Origin of the sequence: Francisella marina (assembly GCF_008369785.1) — a bacterium.
Taxonomy (GTDB): Bacteria; Pseudomonadota; Gammaproteobacteria; order Francisellales; family Francisellaceae; genus Francisella; species Francisella salimarina.
In genome coordinates this window covers 1,369,894-1,391,387 of record NZ_CP043552.1, presented here as the reverse complement: position 1 = coordinate 1,391,387, position 21,494 = coordinate 1,369,894, and the positions used below count along the sequence as shown (strand labels likewise).

Below are 21,494 nucleotides of genomic sequence, written 5' to 3'. Positions count from 1 at the left end.
CTTACAAAAGCATATATAATAGTTAAGTTACAATATTTCGAGTGATATTAGTATGCTACAACATCTGGCTATTAAAAATTTTGCGATCATAAAATCTACAGAAATTGACTTTAGAGAAGGTATGACTGTCCTGACTGGAGAAACAGGAGCTGGTAAGTCGATTTTGCTTGATGCTTTGAGCTTTGTGCTTGGTGCAAGGTTAGAAAAACCTTTTTTACAAGATGGTAATGTAACCGAAGTTTCGGCAACATTCTGTATCAAAGATAATAAAAAGGCAAAAAAACTTTTAGATGAGCTTTTTATTGATTATGAAAATGATGAGTGTACATTTCGGCGAGTAGTTAATAAATCTAAACAAAGTCGCTTATTTATAAATGGTAGTGTTGCCAAATCTACTGATGTCAAAAAAATCTCAGATAAGCTTATAAACATTTATAGTCAAAACTCTCATCAGGATTTGCTTGATCCCAAGTCACAACTAAGTTTACTAGATAGTTTCGCAAATAATGATGATATATTGAGAAAAGTTTCAACGGTGTTTTATCAACTGCAAAAAGTAAATTCTGAGATATCAGAACTTCAGGAGTATGTTGATGGGCAAAATAGCCAAAGAGAGTTATTGGAGTATAAGCTTGATGAGCTTGTAGCTCTAGAGCTTGAAGAAAATGAGTTCGAAGAGTTATCTAAGCATCAAAAGAATCTCTCGAGTGTTGATGATATTGGCTATAGTCTTAATCATATCTCTAATTTGATGTATGATTCAGATACTAATATTATAGCAATGCTAACAGAACTTGAGAAAGAAGTGTTAAAGTTAGATGAAACATCTTTCAAAAGTCTTCAGGAGCTGATTTCTCAAACTAAGGTGTATGCTCAAGAAAGTTATGATGAAGCACAAAATAGACTAGAATCCTTGGAGCAAGATCCAGAAGCACTATCAAGAGTCGAGCAGAGAATGGGTGAGATATATGATTTTGCACGTAAACATAAAGTTGAGCCAAACTATATGTATCAGTATATCCAAGAGCTTCATGGTGAGCTAGAGAGTTTTAGTCAAGACGGTGAAAGGTTGGCTCAACTAAATGAACAAAAGCAAAAGCTTGAGCAAGAATATGATAGCTATGCACAAGAGCTAAGCCAAGCACGCCAAGCCACAGCAAAAGAATTTTCTAAACAAGTTGAGAAAAATATTCGCTCCCTAAATATACCGAAAGGTAGCTTTGTTGCGCAGATTCTATCATCTCAGAATAAGACATCTAAAGGTATAGATGAGTGTCAATTTATGATTAACTTTAATCTAGGTGAACAGCTTGCACCAGTTAGAAAAGTTGCTTCGGGTGGGGAGCTAAGTAGAATAGGGTTATCAATACAAGCAGTATCGGCTGCTAAGAGATCTTATCCAACTTTAGTATTTGATGAGGTTGATGTCGGTATATCAGGAGCTACGGCAGAGATTGTTGGTAAGTTACTAAAGAAGCTCTCAGAGAGACTACAGGTGTTGTGTATAACACATCAGCCACAGGTGGCAGCTCAAGGTCATACACATTTGCATGTTACTAAGAAGTATCTCAAAGATACTACAGAATCAAAAATTATCGAACTAAGTCAGCAACAGCGTATTGAAGAAATAGCTAAAATAGTAGGGGGAGTAGATATTTCAGAAAATACTCTATCACATGCTAGAGAGCTTTTGGGTTTATGATTGCCACCGGTCTTATTTTGATCTTTTGGATTATCTTTACAAAACAAGCAGACATTCCCACTCAGGTCGGAATCTTTTGGTTTTATTTACCCCATTTTTTATTGATGTTTGCACCACACCACCTTTTTTAGATTTATATAAATAGATATATACATGATTTGTAGCAATGTTATATTTGAGTTATGAGAACATAGATACAAAGTGCAGTATAATTAGGGTTAGTAGTATTAAAATTTTAACTTCTAATCTGATTATACTGCCAAGAGCTATATTTATCAGAAGTTTGAGTAAAAGCACTTGGAGATATATCTTCAGCTTGATTAGTATCTAATCTTTCAACATTTACTGAACTATTAACACTAGATTGTAGTGAATCCATGGCACTATTATATTGCTCATAAGAGCCATTATAGTCACTATCGAACCCTTGACTTTCAATGCCATTAATTGAACTAGATACGTTTCTTTGTTCATTTTGAAGCTCTAAAGATCTTGCATTTGCATCTTGCCTATTTGTGTCATATATGTCTCTTTGTTGGTTGAAGTATTCAGCAGCTTCTGTAGCATTGTTATAGTTGCTACCTGCTTGGCTAGACATAGTCGCTTGTGTACTATCAATTCTACCTTGGTAGTAGTCGACACTATTTTGCCAAGATGTTGTATCAACACCATCTGCTGCATTATCAATTAGTCCTTGATAGTAGTCTAAATTAGACTGATTACTTTGTATGTTTTGATATTTTTGGTAATCACTGAAAGCAGTATCTGCATTGCTTTCAGCTGAGGTCATAGCACTTATAAGGTCATTGTATTGACTATCTTGTACTAAGGCTTCTGTTGTTCTATTTTGCCATGCTGTGACAGCGTTGCTATGACCATTCATTAAGGCACTATCAAAATTTGCTCTTTGCGATTTATATGCTTCATAATCACTATCTTGATTTTCACTAGATGCATTGCAACCGCTTGGTAAGATACTACTGCTAGGAGCCACATAGGAACCACTATTGTTATAAAATTCAAAATTAAGCCCAAAATAGCCATCATTAATACTAGACTCTTCTTCAACTATAGATACTGAACAAGTCCATTTAAAAGTATTGTTTTCAATACTTGGTGAAAGAGCTATCTGATAGGTTTTTCCATTGATATTGCTTACACCTACGATTCTACCATTATGTCCAACTATATCACTCATGACATTGGCATTTTCATTGCCAATGTCAGTGTAATCTGTGACATCAAAACTTTGTAACTGCTGTTCAGTTGATACGCCATGGCTGATAAAAAAATCTTGAACATCTTTTTTATAATTATCTAAATTAGCAAGAGCTTCTGTAAGCTTAGCTCTAGTTACATAAATTGAATATGCTGGTATTGCTACAGCTGCTAAGATTGCGATAATTGCGATCACAACCATCAACTCAACCAATGAGAATCCTTTTTTAATATTATGGTTTATCACGGTGATTAGATTAATAAAAAATTAATTTAATTATATATTATAAAAGTATAAATTCAATTGCATAATTTATATCAATATGTCAAATTTGAAATTATGAGATCGTTTGGTATCAAATTGTACCTGAGAGATATTTTGAAATAATACAGAATCAAAAATTATCGAACTAAATCAGTAACAGCGTATTGAAGAAATAGCTAAGATAGTAGGGGGAGTAGATATCTCAGAAAATACTCTATCACATGCTAGAGAGCTTTTGGCTAATAAAATAAATTAAAAAGTTTTACTTAGTTTTATTGTGGGCATAATGGTGTTGGTAGCTGGTTAGCTTGGAAGCCTAAGCTAGTACATTCCCAAGTCATAGACTGGGCAGCAGTGTTGTAATATGGTGTAAGGGTAATGCTACCGCTGACAGGGGCTGTGAAGTCAATGATTATAGAGCTACTTGAAACAGAGGTCGTGTAGCTTAGAGAAGATGTCGATTCTGATGGAAGTCTTTTGCTATTAAAACTAGCATTAGCACCGCTACCGGTAGAGTTGATGTTAGTCATATCTCCAGAATGCATTACTATTTCAGCTATATCCATTTTGGTTGAGCCTATGGCTGTTACAGCAGATCCAACTTTTGAACGAATTACATAGTTTGAATATATTGGAAAAGCTACTGCAGCCAATATTGCAATAATTGCAATCACAACCATCAGCTCAACCAAAGAAAATCCTTTTTGAAATTTAAGCATATTGTACAAAAAAAGTTAGTCATTACATCAAGTATAAACTAAATATTTTTCTTTGTAGAGATAAACCAAATAAATTAATTGGATAAAGTAAAAGAATAAAGAAGAATATAAGAGAAAAATTATGCACCAGTACAAGGACTTGGTAGTAAAGCCTGCGCAATCTCAGCTTGTGCAGTTGTACCACCTAGAGCAGGAGAACTTGCGTTAACCGCAGAACCACTTGCAGATATTGCAGCAGTTGTTGAGATACAGTTCCAAGTTACAGAACCACCGTTATTGTTTGGAGAAAGTATAACACTACCAGATACTGGACTTGTGAATGTAAGCGTAATATCACCTGCAGTGTTAACGCCAGTACCATAAGCCATACCAGTCTTCTGTTCTCCAACATAAGTAACGTTTGAGTCCCCATTAACACTGTTTGCTAAGTTCTCAGCTACTTGAGCTTTAAGACCACCAACTGAAGCTAATGCAGTACCAATCTTAGCACGAGTAGTGTAGTTAGAGTACATAGGGATAGCAACTGCTGCTAAAATCGCGATAATTGCGATCACAACCATTAACTCAACAAGTGAGAAACCTTTTTGGATATTCTTTTTCATAATTTGTTTTCCTTTTAGTTTTTGTTTAAATTTTAACAATCCAGCAAATTAAACCTAATTAACTGTAAGCTACATTATATTCTCTAGATTACATTATGCAAGTATTTTCATTATTATTGCATTAATTTAATATTCCAAAATTTAATTTTAACTAAACTAATGATTTTCATTATCACTTAACAGCAATTGTCGTAATATTTAACTTGATAGTCTAGGTTTTATACAGCAATATACGATTTATTTATAACCTAACAAAATATGTTAGCGATATGATATTCTGCTATAATTAGAAGTTCTGATGAATATTGATTATTGAGCGCTTATGCTTAAAGATGTACTAAAAACTAATTTCCAAAGCTTAAAAGAAACTTTCAAAAGACCGAAACAACATAACTATCATCTACCCAAGTATTTGCAGCTCAGATACTTGTTTGTACCTATATTAATCTTAGTGGTCTTTGCATTCTACAATTTGGATACTCCTGTTGAAAATTATATTAAGCATTCTATGCCAAAGGCTATTGACACCGCTTTTAGGCATATTACTGATGTAGGTAAGGCTGAATATATCTTGATAATATGTGGACTGATAGTTTTAGTAAGACTATTTACCAATATTGATAAGCTTTCTGAGAGTACTAAAATTGCTTTTAATAAGATTTGTATATATTCAGGGTTTATTTTAGCAACTGTAGCGATTAGCGGTATTGTGGGGCAAGTGCTTAAAGTTATAATTGGTAGAGCTAGACCAAAATTTTTCTTGGAGTACGGGTCACACTATTTCCAGCACTTTCATGCACCAGGTTATGATTTTGCGAGTATGCCTTCGGGGCATTCAATCACTGTTGGAGCTATGTTTATAGCGTTTTTTTATATTTTTCCAAAATTTAGATATTTATGGTACGTGCTTATAATTGTGTTTGCAGGTAGTAGAATTATAGTTGGCTCTCATTACCCAAGTGATGTGATTTTTGGAGTGGCTTTAGGCTGTTACTGCACGACGTATATATACTACTGGATGTTAAATAGAGATCTATTTCCCAACAAATTGTGATAGTTGATTTTGGTTAACTATATGTTAATTTAAGTTTATAAAAAGATTTCTAAAAAAGCTCCAAAGATTCTGATAAATTTGGTATCATATTGCATATCATTTTTATTCATTAAGCTAAGTAATCAAAAAATGACTTTAATCGATGGCAAAAAGCTTTCTATAGATCTAAAAGAGAGATTAGCAGAGCAACTTCAAGAGTATAAAGATCAAACAGGTATAGTTCCCAAATTAGTCGCAATAATAGTAGGTGATGATCCTGCAAGTAAGACTTATGTGGGCTCAAAAGAAAAGGCTTGTAAAAAAGTTGGGATAAATTCAGAAGTTATAACACTTCCTGATGCGACAACTGAACAAGAGTTGCTTGAGCTTATAGACAAGCTCAACAATGACTCTAGCGTGCATGCAATTTTGGTACAGCTTCCGCTACCAACCCACATTAATAAGCAAAAAGTTATTTATGCAATCAAACCAGAAAAAGATGTTGATGGTTTTCATCCTACAAATGTTGGTAGGTTGCAACTTAGAGATAAGAAGTGTCTAGAATCTTGTACACCCAAGGGAATTTTAACTATGCTCAAAGAATATGGCATACAGACAGAGGGAGCTCATGCTGTTGTTGTAGGAGCTAGTAATATTGTTGGTAAACCTGTTTCTCAATTATTATTAAATGCTAAGGCAACAGTTACAACATGTCATAGATTTACTCAAGATCTTAAATCTCATACTACTAAAGCTGATATACTAGTAGTAGCTGTAGGTAAACCAAACTTTATCACAGCAGATATGGTCAAAGATGGTGCTGTGGTCATAGATGTTGGTATTAACCACGTTGATGGTAAAATAGTTGGTGATGTTGATTTTAAAGCAGTGAAAGATAAAGTTGCGGCAATCACTCCAGTACCAGGTGGTGTTGGTCCTATGACTATTACAGAGCTTCTTTATAACACTTTTCAATGTGCTCAGGAATTAAACAGGTAGTATCTAGCAAGGATTTGAGATTGTTAAGAGATTTTTATAGTAAAACTTAGTATAACCAGTTGATTAAAAAAGGAAGAAAAATGGCAGGCTTAAAATATGAAGATGCTGGTGTAAATATCGAAGCTGGAAATCAGGCTGTAGATAGAATGAAAAATCATGTGAAAAAAACATTCACAAAAGATGTCTTAACTGGTTTAGGAAGTTTTGGATCACTTTACTCACTAAAGAGTGTCATAAATAACTATGATGATCCAGTGCTAGTCCAATCAATTGATGGGGTTGGTACAAAAACAAAAGTTGCTGTTATGTGTGGCAAGTTTGAGAATCTTGGTTATGATCTTTTCTCAGCAGCGACAAATGATATTGTTGTAATGGGCGCTAAACCAATCACTTTTTTAGATTATGTTGCTCACGATAAGCTTGATCCTGTTATTATGGAAGAGCTTGTCAAAGGTATGTCAAAAGCATGTGCTGAATGTGGAGTATCTCTGGTAGGTGGTGAAACTGCTGAGATGCCAGGGGTGTATCAATCGGGTGAGATTGACATGGTAGGTGTCGTCACAGGTATCGTTGATAAGAATAAAGTCATCAATGGCGAGAATATCAAAGAAGGCGATGTGGTATTTGGTCTTAGTTCATCAGGTCTGCATACGAACGGATATTCATTCGCGCGTAAATTATTCTTTGATGTCGCTGGTAACAAACATACTGATACATATCCAGAGCTAGATGGCAAAACTATTGGTGATGTATTGCTAGAGCCACATATTAACTATACCAATATTATCCATGACTTCTTAGATAATGGTGTTGATATCAAAGGTATTGCACATATTACAGGTGGTGGTTTTATAGAGAATATTCCAAGAGTGCTACCACAAGGATTAGGTGCAGATATCTCTAAAGATAGCTTTGAAACTCCTGCAATCTTTAGAGTTATGCAAAGAATTGGCGATATTAGTGAGTTTGAGATGTATCGCTCATTTAATATGGGTATAGGTATGACTATAGTAGCTAGCCAAGATCAATTTGATAAGATGAAAGAGTTAGCCAGAAAGCATACAAATACCAAACTATATCAAATAGGTAAGATTACAAATACAGGCAAGGTGGAAATTATCTAATGATTGATAAGCAAATCATCATCAATAATATACAAAATGTTTTAAAATCAACTGATCTTAATATCAAAGATAAATACACTGGTAAAGTTAGAGATATGTACTTTACTGATGATAAAAGTATTTTGATATCAACTGATAGACAGTCAGCTTTTGATAGGTCGTTAGGGTTTATTCCATTTAAGGGTCAGATTCTTGCTCAATCATCAGTTTGGTGGTTCAAAGAAACTGCTCATATTGTCAAAAATCATTTTATAGCTTCTCCAGATGCAAATGTCGTAATAGCAAGAAAGGCAAAGGTGTTGCCAATTGAGTTCGTAGTTAGAGGCTATATAACTGGCTCAACTTCGACATCATTGTGGACTCATTACAAAAATGGTAGTCGTGACTATTGTGGTAATATTCTCCCAGAGGGTTTGAAAAAGAATCAAAAGCTACCACAAAACATTTTAACACCTACAACAAAAGAACAAGACCATGATAGACCAATTTCAGCCGAAGATATCGTCAAAGAGGGTTGGTTAACTCAAGATCAATGGGATTACGTCTCACAAAAAGCATTAGAGTTATTTGAGTTTGGTCAGCAGAAAGCCCTAGAACATGGTTTGATATTAGCTGATACAAAGTATGAGTTTGGAGTTGATGAAAAGACTGGTGAAATTATTCTGATAGATGAGATTCATACTCCTGATAGCTCAAGATTTTGGCTAAAAGATAACTATGCCGAGAGATTTGAAAATGGTGAAGAGCCAGAAAATATTGATAAAGAATTTTTTAGATTATGGTTTGCAAAAAACTGCGATCCATATAATGATGATGTCTTGCCTCAAGCGCCGCAAGAGTTGGTTGTAGAGCTATCACAAAAATACATAACACTTTTTGAGATGATAACTGGTCAAAAGTTTGAAGTACCTGTGGATATCAAAAATATCAGTCAAAGAATTGCAAAAAATGTTGCAAATTATTTAAATACGGAGAGTCAAGTGAATATTCTTTTGGTAGGTTCAGGAAGTAGGGAACATGCAATAGCTGAAGCGGTTAAAAGAAGTGCTATTAAGAATAACCTTTTTTGCATAAGCACAGCGGTAAATCCCGGTATTGATAGAATAGCTCAGGGATATAAGGTTGGTGATATTTGTAACTGTGACGAAGTTCTTGAATACGCTAAGGTAGAGAATGTTGATATAGCTATTATTGGTCCAGAGGCGCCGCTTGAGGTTGGTCTTGCTGATACTCTTAAAGCAAATGGTATAGGTGTGGTTGGTCCAACTAAGAAGCTTGCTCAACTTGAAACATCAAAAGGTTTCACAAGAGATCTAATCCGTGACTATGATATAGGAGCAAATCCTTTCTTTAGGAAGTTCTCAACTATGGATGGTGTAGAAGAAACCCTCAAGAAATATAGAAATCAGTTTGTCATAAAAGCAGATGGTCTAATGGGTGGTAAAGGAGTTCTTGTATGGGGGGATCATTTACATACAATGAGTGATGCTCTCAAGCATTGTCAGTCATTGATAGACGCAGGTAAGGAATTTGTGATTGAAGAGAAGATCGTTGGTCAAGAATTCTCTTTGATATCTTTCACTGATGGAGAGCATTTTATTCATATGCCAGCTGTACAAGATCACAAACGTGCACATGAAGACGATAAAGGCCCAAATACTGGTGGTATGGGTACTTATTCAGATGCTAATCATAGCTTACCATTTTTATCAGACTCTGATATAGCTAGAGCAAAAGAGATAAATGAGAAAGTTGCAAAAGCCTTGAGTGACAAGTTCGGCGAACCTTATCAGGGTATTCTGTATGGTGGTTTTATGGCTACCAAAGATGACACAAAAGTTATTGAGTATAATGCTAGATTTGGCGATCCAGAGGCTATGAATTTGCTAACTTTACTTGAAACAGATTTTGTTGAGATAGTGCAAGCAATAACTAACGGTACTCTTGATAAGGTAAGAGCTGAATTTAAAAATCAAGCTAGTGTATGTAAATATCTAGTACCATTAGGATATCCAAATCAGTCAGTCAAGAATTTTGAAATAGATATTTCAAAATGTCCTGATGATGTCGAAATATTCTTAGGAGCTGTAGATTTTAGAGATGGCAAGTTAATTGGTACAGGTTCTAGAGCAATTGCAGTATTAGGTCTAGGTGATACAATAGCTGAAGCTGAGCAAAAAGCTGAAAACGCAGTCAAAAACATTTATGGTAAGCTATTTCACCGTCCTGATATAGGTACCAAAGAGCTTATTAATAAGCGTATTAAGCATATGAATTTATTGCGTGGTAATAAGTATCAGGAGCTATAGAAGTGTCTAGGCTAAAACTTGTTGTATTGGGTTCTACGCGTGGGACTAATATGCAGGCTATAATAGATGCTATAGCTGATAGGCAAATAGATGCTGATATAAGTTTGGTCATTTCTAATAAGCAAGATTCTTATATTTTACAAAGAGCAAAAGATCGAAATATAGCTAATAAATTCATAGCTTCAAAAGGTCTATCAAGAGAGGCTTATGATAAGCTTCTTGTCGAAGAAATCCAGAAATATAATCCAGATTTGATTTTACTAATTGGTTTTATGCGTATTTTAAGTCCAGTCTTTATAAAGGCTTTTGAGGGTAAAATTCTAAATATTCATCCATCACTATTACCAAAGCATGCAGGATTAATGGATTTGGCAGTGCATCAGTCAGTTATTGACGCTGGAGATAGTGTATCTGGATGTACTATCCATCAAGTAAGTGAAGAGGTTGATGGTGGTGATATGGTTTTGCAGTTGAAATGTGATGTAGCAAAAGATGATATTGCTGAAAGCTTAAAAGAAAAAGTACAAGCTCTCGAGAGTAAAGCTTGGGTAGAAGTTATTAAAAATTGGAAGCAAATAATTCGGTAGTGTCATTCTACGACTTGATCGTAGAATCTAAGTAAGGTGTTGAGCATCATTATAAATGGATCCTATGGTCAAGCCATAAGATGACATATAAGGGAGAAAAAGAGATGAGTATAGATGTTGGTGTAATCATGGGCTCTAAATCTGATTGGAGCACAATGAAAGAGTGTTGTGATATTTTAGAGAATCTAGGCATTAGCTATGAATGTGAGGTTGTTTCAGCCCATAGAACTCCTGACAAAATGTTCGATTATGCTGAGACAGCCAAGTCTAGAGGCCTAAAAGTCATAATTGCAGGTGCTGGCGGTGCAGCCCATCTACCTGGTATGGTTGCTGCAAAAACAGACCTGCCAGTCTTAGGTGTACCTGTGAAGTCTAGCACATTAAGTGGCAAAGATAGTTTATTATCTATTGTACAAATGCCAGCGGGTATTCCGGTTGCTACTTTTGCAATTGGTGTGGCAGGGGCTAAAAATGCCGCTCTTTTTGCTGCAAGTATTTTGCAACTTGTAGATTCTAAAGTAGGTCAAGCTCTTGCTAAGTTTAGAGCAGATCAAACTCAATCAGTACTAGATAATCCTAATCCGAGGGAACAGTAATATGAAAATAGGTATTATTGGAGCAGGTCAACTTGCAAGGATGCTAAGTATAGCTGGTACGCCTTTAGGTCTAGAGTTTCACTGTCTTGGTAAAACAGATGATTGCGCCGAAGAGGTTGTAAAAAGTGTAACAGATATTGATTTAGAACAAGTTAATGATGTTGTTGTATGGGCAAAACAGTTTGATGTGATAACTTTTGAGAATGAAAATATATCTCACGAGCTTATTAAAGCAATTAACCATGAGGTGAATGTATATCCATCTGCGAAAGCTATTGCTATCTCTCAAGATAGATTACTTGAGAAATCTTTTATGCAAGATCATGGTATAGCTACTGCTAAATTTGTAAATATTGATAGTCTAGATAAGCTTGAAAAAGCTGTACTAGATTATGGGCTACCGGCTATAGTCAAAACACGTAGATTTGGCTATGATGGTAAAGGTCAATTTATGCTAAAATCTCAAGAAGATGTATCAAAAGCTTGGGATGCTCTTAAAGATGCTCCAGATGGTCTTATTTATGAGGCTTTTGTTGATTTTGATTATGAAGTCTCACAAATTTGTACCGCTGATATTAAAGGCAATATAGCTTTTTATCCATTGGCTAAAAATACTCATAGACAAGGTATTATAGTTGAGTCAGAAGCGCCTTTTGAAAATCAGGTTTTAGCTGAAAAAGCACAACAGATAGCTAAAACCTTAGTCAAAGAGTTTGCCTATGTTGGTACTTTAGCTATAGAATTCTTTGTCAAAGGTGATGAGTTAATAGTCAATGAGATAGCTCCTAGAGTGCATAATAGTGGACACTGGAGTATTGATGGCTCAATTACTTCACAATTTGAAAATCATGTTAGAGCTATCGCAGGTTTGATCTTGGGAGATACAACAAGTCGTAAAACTGTGATGTTGAACTGTATTGGTGGTATGCCAGCTACAAAAGATTTAGCAGCACTTGATAGAGTTAAAATTCATAGCTATAACAAGGAGCCGCGTAAGGGCAGAAAAGTAGGGCATCTAAATCTTAATTTAAATGATGAAACCGATGCTTATCAGCTACTACAAGCTAAAAAGCTTATAGAACTTTCTCAAGAGCTTTAATTTAAGATAAAAGCATTTTTTATCCAGTTAATATTTTCTTTGTTAATTGCTATTAAATCGAATCTACATTCGTAGTTTTCAAACTTAGGATTCTCTTGTAAGAAAATATTTGCTGAATTAATAATTTTTTGCTGTTTACTGTAAGTTAGCATTTCTTCTGCTTTAGCAAATTTTGTTTTGCTACGATATTTTACTTCGATAAATACAAGAGTGTTTTGGTCTAAAGCAATAATATCAATTTCACCATAAGGCAAGGCTTTAAAATTTTGAGCTAGAATTTCTAGATTTTTAGCTTGCAAGAATTTAGAGGCTTGTTCTTCAGCTTTATTACCTATTTCAATTGCTTTCATGTTTTATAACTGTGGTATATATTGTAGGAATAAATGTTGCTGGTAGATTAAAGATCTATAGCCACATTTAGCTTTGTTACTTTAATTAATTCCACTATGTCGAAGCAAGGCTTCTTCATTTGGTTTACGCCCCATAAATGCTACAAAGTTATCCATAGCATCACGTGAAGAGCCCTTTGAAATTATGTTTTCTAACAAGTCATTACCAACTTCATTACTAAGGATTCCTTCATTTTCAAAACGTGAAAACACATCTGAAGAAAGTATTTCAGCCCATTTGTAGCTATAGTATCCAGCAGCATAGCCTCCAGCAAAAATATGCGAAAATCCATTTTGGAATCTATTGTAGCTAGGAGTTTTAAGTAAGCTGACTTTTTCTCTAATGCTATCTAATTCATCTTGAACTTTAGCTACCGTAATTAATTTTTTGTAGTGGATATTCATATCAAATATAGCAAACTCAAGCTGTCTAACCATCATTAATGCAGACTGAAAATGTCTCGTGCCTACAAGTTTATCAATTTGTTTGTCACTGAGAGCTTTATCATCGCGTGATCCAGATATAAGTGCTAGTCCTTCTTCGCACCAGCAGAAATTCTCCATGAATTGGCTAGGTAATTCCACAGCGTCCCATTCAACTCCATTGGTTCCAGAAATTGAAGCAACAGTTACACGTGATAAGATATGATGAAGAGCATGACCAAACTCGTGAAATAATGTTACAACATCATTATGCGTTAGGTTTGCACCATCTTTTGATGGAGGTAAGAAGTTGCAATTAACATAAGCTACAGGTTTTTGAGCTAAGCCATTCGGCTGGATAAACGCTGTGCGTGAGCCATCCATCCATGCGCCACCACGTTTATTATCACGAGCAAAAAAATCACAAATTATACTGCCAATATATTCTCCATCCTTGAAAAAATCAAAAGTCTGTTGTTCATCTATATATTTTGTATAGCTTGAATTTTCTTTTATTTCTAAGTTATAGATTTTATTAAGTATCTTGAATAGTCCTTCTAAAACTCTCTCTAATGGGAAATATTCTCTAAGTTCTTCTTCTGTAAAGTCAAATTTAGCTTTTTTGAGTTTTTCAGAATAATATGCTGTATCCCATGGTTGAAGGCCATCTACAAGCCCAGCATCTTCAGCAAATCTGCGCAATTCATTAATTTCTTTTTTTGCTTGAGGCAATGATTTTTCAAGAAGGCTATTAAGTAGTTCAAGTACTTGGGTTGGTGTTTCTGCCATTTTGGTAAATAGAGAATTCTCTGCATAATTATCAAAACCCAATATTTGCGATTTTTCAGCACGTAGCTTTAGGATTTTTTCAATATTGTCATCATTATTGAAGTTTTTGTTATCTGCCTCTTTTGATGCTCTAGTACAGTATGCTTTATAGAGTTTCTCACGTAATTTGCGATTATCAGCTTGTTGCAACACTGCTAGGTATGTTGGGATATCTATTCCTAATGCATATTTTTCAGAAATATTTTTTTGTTTTGCTTTATTTATTGCTGATTCAATAGTATTTTGGGATAGCCCTTTTAGCTCTTTCTCATCATTTGTGGTGTAGAGCCAGTCCATAGTAGCATCTAATACATTATTCTCAAATTTTGTAGTTAGTTGAGCTAACTCTTGCGAGATCTCTTGCAATCTTTTTCTTTTTGATTCGTCAAGATTTACGCCTGATTGCTCAAATCCGACAATGGCTTTTTTTATAGCTTGTGCTTGTTCAGCATTAAGCTCGTGATTTTGAATTTGTTTATATAAATTGTATAAATCTTTATTTTGTCCAAGCTTGGTATAGTAATCTGTAAGTTTTGTTACAGCGTATTCGTAGCTCTCGCGTAACTCTTTAGAATTACAAACAGCATTCATGTGAGCAATTGTAGAAAATGCTTGGCTTATTTTCTCATCATCTACTTCTAGTTGTAGGAGAGTTTGCCAGCTAGGATTTTGTTCTTGCAGTGCCTTTTGTAGATTGGTTTCAGCATGTTCAAAAAGATAGTCTATTGCTGGCTTGACTTCATCAGTTTTAAATTCAGCAAGTTTCGGTAAATTAGATTCTTCTAGTATTGAATTCATGGTAGCCTCAAAATAATGTTTAGATATAATATTGATAAGTTATAATTTATATATGTTAGCTATATTATTATAATCAAGGTTTTTTTGCTATGATGACTTTACAAGAAGAAAAAATTCAAGCTCCAGTTTTTTTTAAAGAATATATAAATGGGCGAATTATTCTTAATATTGGTGAATATGATCATCCTTTGATTTTATCCTCTACAGAGATACTAGAATATCAAGGTGAAATTAGTGATATAAATAGTATTAACAAGAGTCATCTTGATCTTGTGCTATCAACTGGCCCAGAAATTATCATTATTGGAACAGGCAAAAAACAGTTATTGCCTCCAATAGAAATAATTAATGAGTTAGCAAAAGCGGGTAGAAGTGTTGATTTTATGGCGAGTGATACTGCTTGTAAAACATACAATTTGCTTGTTAATGAGAATCGTAGTGTTAGCTGTATAATCATTTGATAAACAGCTGTTTATTTGGTGCAAATTAATGTTATAATCGATTTTGAGTGTATAACTTGTAAAAGGAGTAATTTGTATGAAAAAAATAATTAAACTTAGTCTATTGTCTTTATCAATCGCCGGTCTTGCTAGTTGTTCGACTGTTGCAGGTGAAAATTCTGCTGCTCAGGATCAAGCACCACAAGCTTCAGATGCTACAGCTGTTCAAGATTCTGCTACTAGTACAGCGCCTACAGCTAAGATAAAGTTAAAGAAAACTAACCAGGATGATATCAAAGCTACTATCTACACTACTTACAATAACAATCCTCAAGGAAGTGTAAGATTGCAATGGCAAGCTCCTGAGGGATCTAAGTGTTATGATACTAGTTTCCCTATCACTAAGTATGCTGAGAAAAATGATAAAACATGGGCAACTGTAGAAATTAAACAGGGTAATAAATATTGTAGCGGTAAATGGACAGCAAATGTTCTGTTTGATAAGCAAGTAATTGCTACTGATTCAATCACTGTATAGTCATTGTAAAAAAACACACTATACTCTTTTCTAGAAAGCCTATTCTTTAAATTATAAAATCAGATTATTATTAAATAGCAGTTTTTGCTATACTAATTATTTATAAATAATTAAGGTAGTAGTTTTATGAAAAAGATTTTAATAGTATCAGTAGCGCTGTTGGCTATATTAAGTCTTAGTTCTTGTGGATCTAGTACTGCAGAGCAAATTCAGCAACTTCAGCAAACTCAAAAACAATTAAGTGAACAAGCATCTCAGAATCTTGCTAATATTGATAGTCTACAGACTAAAATAGCTAAATATAGATTGCAAGCTGATGATATGCAAAAAAAATCAGATAAGTTAGGTAGTGATATTGATGATCTGAAGAAAGCGTATAGTAACTTTAGTGATCCAAATAATGATAGTGCAATAGCAGTTAACAAAGAGCTGGTTCAAAAGACTCTTCAAAAAGCTAAAATTGATGAAAAAATAAATGAGTATCGAACTCTTGCAAATGGGTATCAATCTCAGATAAATAATCTAAAAGCTACTTCACAAACTCAGGCTAATCAAGCATCTAAAATATCTCAACAAATAGCGGAACTTAAATCTCATTCAAAATAATGAAGTATTTTATTATCTTGAGTTGTTAATCTTCTTTACTTAAAGCTTCTAGCTGATAAAATATATGCTTATGAATACTGTAGAGATAGATTTAACTTATGAAGAAAATTATATCTGTTCTGCTGATATGTGTGATTTCTGTATCAGCTTTAATGTTAACAAGTTGTGCTGCTGATAGTGAAAAGATGGCAAATTTACAAGATAATCAGCAACAGCTAGAGCAACAAACGCAAGTGCTTCAAAAAGAAGCTCAGGAAGCTGAGCAAAGAGCTGAAAAATATGAAAAATTATCACAAAAATATAAAGGCTTATTAGACCAAAAGGTACAGGAGCTTGATCAGCTTCAAACTGAATACTCTAAACTTAGTGAAGAACACAATGAACAAGTAGCAGCTAAAAAACAAGAGATAAAAGACAAGCTCTTAAAATCTGCACAAGATTCGACGGTTCTTAAGAAGAGATTTAAACGATATACTAAAAAAGCGAGTGTATATAAAGAAAAGTCTTTGAAGCTTGAAGAGCAAGCAAAGCAGACGCAAGATAATCTTGAAAAAACAACTCAAGAGATAGAGCAACTTAAAGGTCAATCAGTGGTTGAGAACAAAGCAAACTAAAAGTGATAGGTAACAATATAATGAAAAAATTTTTACTATTAATATTAATAGCTACGGGATTAGCAAGTTGTAGTACATATAATAACTTTATTGATAAGCTATATAGCTCAGATGATTCAATACAAGTTAATCCGGATGATAATCTTGATAATCCTGATCAAGAAGATCGTCAAGATAGCTCCGAAGATAAACCAACAGCTTCTCTAAATATGAGTTATAAGCCTGAATCTCATGAAATAGAAGCTAAGATTATAACTAATTGGAATGGTGCTCCTCAGGGTACTATCTACTTGACATGGAGAGCTCCTAAAGATACAAACTGTTATAGCACTTCTTTCCCTATTACTAAATTTAAAGATGCTCAAGACTATACTGTTGATAATCAGAGTGTTCTTAGTGATGATAAAGTTTGTGATGGAGTTTGGACTGCAACTATTGTCAATAAATCAGATAACTCAGAATTAGCTAAGTCTTCACTTGAAATTAAATAATATTTCTAAAAAAAATCTAAATTATTATATTTTAATTAACTCAAATTTCTAACTCGAGAAGTAACTGTGAAAAACTTTATAAGAAAAATAAACTTTGATGATTGTATATTTTCTTTTCTTACTATTTCAATATTTTGTGTGTTTTTAATGCCATTTATGAAATATATACCTTTGAATTTAGTGCCCGTATCATCTGGAGGTAAGATTACCGGCTATTTTAATGATACTTTTACAGCTAATCTTCATTTGTTTTTTAATAGATACTATATTTTTTTCTATACACTTTGTACAGCTAGTATAGCTATTTTGCTAAATAAGCAGACCTTCTATAAGCTTATACAAACATTTATGAGCTTTAGTAGTATAGTAAGATATGCGATTTGTATGTTTTTTGTACTTGGTGTTATATCCTCAGCTTTTGCAATTTCTCCATCGATTGCATTCAAAGGTGTTAGCGTAACATTTCTGCAATTTATTTGTATATTATTTATAGCTAGTTACATTAAAGATAACTTAAAGAGTGTACAGTATTTTTATGTAATTATTTTACTTTCATTGATATTCTTTGGAGGAGCATTATTTCTACAGTTATCGTTAGCTAATTATTCAATATATGGATCAGTAGCTGCTGGTAATATACAAAAAGTTTTATTATTTATATATAACTGTCTAAATCCAAGGTTCTTAGATAATTACTTTAGCTGGTTTATTCCTTTATTGCTTTTACCATGGTTTATTAACCTAAGAGCTATTTATAAGGTAGGGTCGTTTATAGCTTTAACAATTGCATGGTTTGTACTGATTAACCATGCATTTAGGACTATATTTGCAGAGTACTTGGTTATAATGCCTTTGCTTTTTATCTTTGCTCGTAAGTATTTCAAAATTACAGTTATAGTATTCTGTTTAACTTTATTTTGTAGTGGATTGCTAGAGTTATTTTATACTCATTTTATATCAGCTGTTGATAACACTAATATTAAATCTTCTGCTGATCTTATTCGAGGTGGGTTTAGTGGCAGGATCCCTCTTTGGAATGAAGCTTTTTGGGTTGGGGTTGAGCATCCTTTTACTGGAGTTGGGCAATGGAATTATTTAGCAATTACAGAAAGACCTGATGGATATCCGCATAATTTACTATTAGAAATATGGTCACAGTGGGGGATCCCAGCCTTTATTGCTGCGATTATAGTTATTATTACAGCGGTTAAGAATTTACTTAAAAAACGTATAGATATTTGTATCAATCCTTATCACTGTATGTTTGTGATGATGTTAACAGCTGGAATGATAGATGGTATGTTGAATGCTATGTTTAAGACATCATTGGGGCTCTTTGGTTGTGTGTTTGTATTTGGCTTTTGCTTATCAATATTTAGTAAGCAGGTTCAAAAAGTAGATGGTATGCTTTCATATAGGTATTATTTGTTGGTTGGTTTACCTGTTGTTGCTAGTATATTTTGTATAACAGTATTACCTCTTATTTTCCCTCCTATGTGGATATGAGCTAGTCATTCTAAAATTGCAGATGCAAATTTTAACTTTTAGCTTATAAACTTTAAAGATACTAGAGAAGCTTAGTATGTAGGATGTGTTGGTTACTAATATTTAAATAGAAATTTTTTAGATAGCAAAATGTTATTATTTGTTTTCTTCCCACGGTACAGCATAATCACATTCTGGATTAGGACATGCTTTTTGTTCACCGTCTTTTTTAGTTGTTTTATGTAGAAGTATTGGTGATTTACATTTTGGACATTCTTCTTTTATTGGAGGATACCAGTAAGCATTTTTACATTTAGGGAAACCAGAACAAGCATAAAAGACTTTGCCTTTACGAGATTTTTTCTCAACAATATTATTTTTATTGCATTTTGGACACACTACGCCTGTATCTTTGGGCTTCTCAAGTGGCTCCATGTGCTTACAAGTTGGATAGTTTGAGCAACCAATAAATTTACCATAACGTCCTTGCTTGATATGTAAATCTGATCCGCACTCTGGGCACTTTCTATCTTCGACAACAGTAGGTTCTTCTTTTTCTATTTCTTTGCCGTCACTGTCGACACGACGAGTATATTTACAGGTTGGGTAGTTTGTACAGCCTATAAATCTACCATTTTTGCCTAAGCGAGATGATAGTTTGCTACCACATTCAGGACAGTCTTCATCGAGCTCTTCTTGGACTACATCTTTACGAGATACATCTTCAGCAATTTTGTTAATTCTCTCAATGAAAGGCTTCCAGAAGCTGTTTAATACGGTAAGGTAATCATTTTTATGATGCGCAATTTCATCTAATTCTTTTTCTAAGCCAGCAGTATAAGAATATTCAACATATTTTTTGAAATATTCTGTCAAAAACTTATTTACGACACGACCTTTATCGGTAGGTATGAAACGACGTTTTTCAACTTCAACATAGTCTCTTTGTTGGAGTGTTGAGATTATAGTCGCATAAGTCGAAGGTCTACCAATCCCATACTTCTCTAGGGCTTTGACTAGAGATGCTTCAGTGTATCGAGGTGGAGGTTCAGTTGAATGAGCTTTTGTTATAATATCTTTAAGAGGAACTTTTTCACCTTTTTCAAATTTTGGTAAAGTTTGTTCATCATTAGACTCTTTTTCATCTTCATCTTTTTCGACATTGTAGATTTTTAAGAATCCTGCATCGACAATTACGGTACCAGTTACTCTAAACTTGTGTTTTTCATTTTCTGTGATTAAATCAACAGATGTGCTATTCAATGTTGCGTGCTTCATCTGACAAGCAATTGTTCTGTTATATATTAGGCTATATAACTTAAATTCATCAGTAGTTAAATAAGGTTTCATAGACTCAGGAGTTCTACTAGCAGAAGTTACACGAATTGCTTCGTGAGCCTCTTGAGCGTTTTGTGATTTTTTACCAAACACTCTTGGTTTAGATGGCAGCATATCCTTATCAAACTTAGATTCAATGAAACTTCTGATATCATTAAGAGCGTCATTAGATAAGTTGGTTGAGTCTGTTCTCATGTATGAGATAAGACCAACAGATTCGCCATTGCCTAAGTCCATACCTTCATAAAGCTTTTGAGCCGTAGACATTGTTCTCTTGGCAGTGAAGCCTAGCTTTTTTGATGCTTCCTGTTGCAATGTTGATGTTATAAATGGAGGGTATGGGTTTCTTCTAGTTTTTTTCTCAGTAATACCTTCTACTATCAAAAAACCATTAGCATCTTTTGTGATGGTTGCTTTTGCATTTTCAGCATCTTTTTCTGCTGTGAAAGTGAACTGTTCAACTTTAGTGCCGTCAAACTCAGTCAGATTTGCAAAAATTTGTTTTTGCTTGAATATATCAGCAGTCAAGCTCCAGTAATCTTTTTTGACGAAATTCTCACGCTCAATTTCACGTTCAACTATCATTCTAAGAGCAGGGCTTTGAACTCTTCCAGCAGATAAACCACTAGTTATTTTACGCCATAGTAGAGGTGAAAGGTTAAATCCTACAAGAAAGTCTAATGCCTGACGAGCTTTTTGAGCATTAACTAAGTCCATAGATAGTTCTTTTGGATTTTCTATAGCATTCGTTACAGCTGATTTTGTGATCTCATTAAATGTAACACGATAAACATTTTTATCCTTCAGTAAACGTGCATTTTTAAGTACTTCTTGTACGTGCCAAGATATGGCCTCTCCTTCTCTATCTGGATCGGTAGCAAGATATATATTTTCTGCATTTTTTGCAGATTTTTTTATTGCATCTAAATGTTTCTTGCTCTTTTCACTTGTTGTAAATTTGATTTTAAAATTATCGTTTACATCAATTGACGTATCTTTAGAGGGTATTTCTCGAACATGACCAAATGAAGCCAAGATATCAAAATCGTTGCCAAGATATTTTTTTATAGTCTTCGTTTTGGCAGGAGACTCAACAATTACTAAATTTTTTGCCATTTTAAACCTTTGAAATAATTTTGTATAAAAAGAGTATTTTTGCGAATACTCGCGAATGAATTAATAAAATATAAGAAAACACTCAGCTTATCAATAGCTAATGTATAAAAGTTGGTTTTATAGCAGGCAAATATAGACTATAATTTCCTAAGTACTCTATATAATAAGTTAATTT

The 21,494-nt window shown here is 33.9% G+C and carries 20 protein-coding genes; 14 read left to right on the top strand and 6 right to left on the bottom strand.

Annotated features, from left to right (window positions below):
- Positions 1 to 52 precede the first annotated feature (52 nt).
- Positions 53 to 1,702 carry a DNA repair protein RecN gene (recN, locus tag F0R75_RS06775; protein WP_149377247.1) on the top strand — a complete coding sequence of 550 codons (1,650 nt, stop codon included), beginning with the start codon at positions 53 to 55 and terminating at the stop codon, positions 1,700 to 1,702.
- A 235-nt stretch (positions 1,703 to 1,937) separates the two neighbouring features.
- On the opposite strand, the gene F0R75_RS06770 is transcribed toward recN, so the two are convergent.
- The 3 genes from F0R75_RS06770 to F0R75_RS06760 all read right to left on the bottom strand — a co-directional run bounded on the left by F0R75_RS06770 (position 1,938) and on the right by F0R75_RS06760 (position 4,506).
- Positions 1,938 to 3,167 carry a pilin gene (locus F0R75_RS06770; RefSeq protein WP_149367872.1) on the bottom strand — a complete coding sequence of 410 codons (1,230 nt, stop codon included), beginning with the start codon at positions 3,165 to 3,167 and terminating at the stop codon, positions 1,938 to 1,940.
- A 290-nt stretch (positions 3,168 to 3,457) separates the two neighbouring features.
- On the bottom strand, positions 3,458 to 3,904 hold the full coding sequence (locus tag F0R75_RS06765) for a pilin (protein WP_146421844.1): 447 nt from the start codon (positions 3,902 to 3,904) through the stop codon (positions 3,458 to 3,460).
- A 119-nt stretch (positions 3,905 to 4,023) separates the two neighbouring features.
- Positions 4,024 to 4,506, bottom strand: a complete 483-nt coding sequence (locus F0R75_RS06760; protein WP_149367873.1) for a pilin — start codon at positions 4,504 to 4,506, stop codon at positions 4,024 to 4,026.
- Positions 4,507 to 4,828: 322 nt separating this feature from the next.
- Between F0R75_RS06760 and lpxE the strand changes: the two genes are divergently transcribed.
- From lpxE to F0R75_RS06725, 7 genes are all read left to right on the top strand, one after another.
- The gene (gene lpxE / locus F0R75_RS06755) at positions 4,829 to 5,560 is read left to right on the top strand and encodes a lipid A 1-phosphatase LpxE (protein WP_149367874.1); all 732 of its coding nucleotides are present in this window, start codon (positions 4,829 to 4,831) and stop codon (positions 5,558 to 5,560) included.
- Between the two features lie 129 nt (positions 5,561 to 5,689).
- Positions 5,690 to 6,538: a bifunctional methylenetetrahydrofolate dehydrogenase/methenyltetrahydrofolate cyclohydrolase FolD gene (gene folD / locus F0R75_RS06750; protein WP_013922208.1), complete on the top strand. Its 849-nt coding sequence runs from the start codon at positions 5,690 to 5,692 to the stop codon at positions 6,536 to 6,538.
- Between the two features lie 80 nt (positions 6,539 to 6,618).
- Positions 6,619 to 7,662, top strand: a complete 1,044-nt coding sequence (gene purM / locus F0R75_RS06745) for a phosphoribosylformylglycinamidine cyclo-ligase (protein ID WP_149367875.1) — start codon at positions 6,619 to 6,621, stop codon at positions 7,660 to 7,662.
- Positions 7,662 to 9,971: a phosphoribosylaminoimidazolesuccinocarboxamide synthase gene (locus F0R75_RS06740; protein WP_149367876.1), complete on the top strand. Its 2,310-nt coding sequence runs from the start codon at positions 7,662 to 7,664 to the stop codon at positions 9,969 to 9,971. The genes purM and F0R75_RS06740 overlap by 1 nt, the downstream gene beginning before the upstream one ends.
- 2 nt (positions 9,972 to 9,973) lie before the next feature.
- Positions 9,974 to 10,558, top strand: coding sequence for a phosphoribosylglycinamide formyltransferase (gene purN, locus F0R75_RS06735; protein WP_149367877.1), 585 nt, complete (start codon positions 9,974 to 9,976; stop codon positions 10,556 to 10,558).
- 104 nt (positions 10,559 to 10,662) lie between these two features.
- Positions 10,663 to 11,154, top strand: coding sequence for a 5-(carboxyamino)imidazole ribonucleotide mutase (gene purE / locus F0R75_RS06730; protein WP_013922212.1), 492 nt, complete (start codon positions 10,663 to 10,665; stop codon positions 11,152 to 11,154).
- Position 11,155: 1 nt separating this feature from the next.
- Complete coding sequence (locus tag F0R75_RS06725; RefSeq protein ID WP_149367878.1) at positions 11,156 to 12,253, top strand: 5-(carboxyamino)imidazole ribonucleotide synthase; 1,098 nt, start codon at positions 11,156 to 11,158, stop codon at positions 12,251 to 12,253.
- Here F0R75_RS06725 and F0R75_RS06720 read toward each other — a convergent pair.
- Positions 12,250 to 12,603, bottom strand: a complete 354-nt coding sequence (locus F0R75_RS06720; protein WP_149367879.1) for a YraN family protein — start codon at positions 12,601 to 12,603, stop codon at positions 12,250 to 12,252. The genes F0R75_RS06725 and F0R75_RS06720 overlap by 4 nt on opposite strands.
- 81 nt (positions 12,604 to 12,684) lie before the next feature.
- Entirely contained in the window at positions 12,685 to 14,691 is a 2,007-nt protein-coding gene (locus tag F0R75_RS06715; protein WP_149367880.1) for a M3 family metallopeptidase, read from the bottom strand.
- 89 nt (positions 14,692 to 14,780) lie between these two features.
- Here F0R75_RS06715 and F0R75_RS06710 point away from each other — a divergent pair, with 89 nt between their 5' ends.
- The 6 genes from F0R75_RS06710 (at position 14,781) to F0R75_RS06685 (ending at position 18,886) form a co-directional block, all read left to right on the top strand.
- Complete coding sequence (locus F0R75_RS06710) at positions 14,781 to 15,152, top strand: Mth938-like domain-containing protein (protein ID WP_149367881.1); 372 nt, start codon at positions 14,781 to 14,783, stop codon at positions 15,150 to 15,152.
- Between the two features lie 76 nt (positions 15,153 to 15,228).
- Positions 15,229 to 15,669 carry an outer member lipoprotein TUL4/LpnA gene (gene lpnA / locus F0R75_RS06705; RefSeq protein WP_013922217.1) on the top strand — a complete coding sequence of 147 codons (441 nt, stop codon included), beginning with the start codon at positions 15,229 to 15,231 and terminating at the stop codon, positions 15,667 to 15,669.
- A 126-nt stretch (positions 15,670 to 15,795) separates the two neighbouring features.
- The gene (locus F0R75_RS06700) at positions 15,796 to 16,275 is read left to right on the top strand and encodes a hypothetical protein (protein ID WP_149367882.1); all 480 of its coding nucleotides are present in this window, start codon (positions 15,796 to 15,798) and stop codon (positions 16,273 to 16,275) included.
- A gap of 98 nt (positions 16,276 to 16,373) precedes the next feature.
- On the top strand, positions 16,374 to 16,889 hold the full coding sequence (locus F0R75_RS06695; protein WP_149367883.1) for a hypothetical protein: 516 nt from the start codon (positions 16,374 to 16,376) through the stop codon (positions 16,887 to 16,889).
- Positions 16,890 to 16,909: 20 nt separating this feature from the next.
- Positions 16,910 to 17,380, top strand: coding sequence for a TUL4 family outer member lipoprotein LpnB (gene lpnB / locus F0R75_RS06690; protein WP_146421856.1), 471 nt, complete (start codon positions 16,910 to 16,912; stop codon positions 17,378 to 17,380).
- A 147-nt stretch (positions 17,381 to 17,527) separates the two neighbouring features.
- Positions 17,528 to 18,886 (top strand): O-antigen ligase family protein, encoded by a 1,359-nt coding sequence (locus F0R75_RS06685; RefSeq protein ID WP_149369188.1) that lies wholly within the window; start codon positions 17,528 to 17,530, stop codon positions 18,884 to 18,886.
- Between the two features lie 135 nt (positions 18,887 to 19,021).
- Here the strand turns inward: F0R75_RS06685 and topA are convergent, their stop codons facing one another.
- Complete coding sequence (gene topA / locus F0R75_RS06680; RefSeq protein ID WP_149367884.1) at positions 19,022 to 21,319, bottom strand: type I DNA topoisomerase; 2,298 nt, start codon at positions 21,317 to 21,319, stop codon at positions 19,022 to 19,024.
- Between the last annotated feature and the right edge of the window lie 175 nt (positions 21,320 to 21,494).

Bases quoted from the DNA above. Each gene is read 5' to 3' on its own strand.
- purE (WP_013922212.1), top strand. From the start codon at position 10,663: ATGAGTATAGATGTTGGTGTAATCATGGGCTCTAAATCTGATTGGAGC.
- F0R75_RS06760 (WP_149367873.1), bottom strand. From the start codon at position 4,506: ATGAAAAAGAATATCCAAAAAGGTTTCTCACTTGTTGAGTTAATGGTT.
- lpnA (WP_013922217.1), top strand. From the start codon at position 15,229: ATGAAAAAAATAATTAAACTTAGTCTATTGTCTTTATCAATCGCCGGT.
- recN (WP_149377247.1), top strand. From the start codon at position 53: ATGCTACAACATCTGGCTATTAAAAATTTTGCGATCATAAAATCTACA.
- F0R75_RS06725 (WP_149367878.1), top strand. From the start codon at position 11,156: ATGAAAATAGGTATTATTGGAGCAGGTCAACTTGCAAGGATGCTAAGT.
- folD (WP_013922208.1), top strand. From the start codon at position 5,690: ATGACTTTAATCGATGGCAAAAAGCTTTCTATAGATCTAAAAGAGAGA.
- F0R75_RS06765 (WP_146421844.1), bottom strand. From the start codon at position 3,904: ATGCTTAAATTTCAAAAAGGATTTTCTTTGGTTGAGCTGATGGTTGTG.
- F0R75_RS06715 (WP_149367880.1), bottom strand. From the start codon at position 14,691: ATGAATTCAATACTAGAAGAATCTAATTTACCGAAACTTGCTGAATTT.
- F0R75_RS06700 (WP_149367882.1), top strand. From the start codon at position 15,796: ATGAAAAAGATTTTAATAGTATCAGTAGCGCTGTTGGCTATATTAAGT.
- purM (WP_149367875.1), top strand. From the start codon at position 6,619: ATGGCAGGCTTAAAATATGAAGATGCTGGTGTAAATATCGAAGCTGGA.
- F0R75_RS06740 (WP_149367876.1), top strand. From the start codon at position 7,662: ATGATTGATAAGCAAATCATCATCAATAATATACAAAATGTTTTAAAA.
- F0R75_RS06695 (WP_149367883.1), top strand. From the start codon at position 16,374: ATGAAGAAAATTATATCTGTTCTGCTGATATGTGTGATTTCTGTATCA.
- F0R75_RS06710 (WP_149367881.1), top strand. From the start codon at position 14,781: ATGATGACTTTACAAGAAGAAAAAATTCAAGCTCCAGTTTTTTTTAAA.
- F0R75_RS06685 (WP_149369188.1), top strand. From the start codon at position 17,528: ATGCCATTTATGAAATATATACCTTTGAATTTAGTGCCCGTATCATCT.
- lpnB (WP_146421856.1), top strand. From the start codon at position 16,910: ATGAAAAAATTTTTACTATTAATATTAATAGCTACGGGATTAGCAAGT.
- topA (WP_149367884.1), bottom strand. From the start codon at position 21,319: ATGGCAAAAAATTTAGTAATTGTTGAGTCTCCTGCCAAAACGAAGACT.
- lpxE (WP_149367874.1), top strand. From the start codon at position 4,829: ATGCTTAAAGATGTACTAAAAACTAATTTCCAAAGCTTAAAAGAAACT.
- F0R75_RS06720 (WP_149367879.1), bottom strand. From the start codon at position 12,603: ATGAAAGCAATTGAAATAGGTAATAAAGCTGAAGAACAAGCCTCTAAA.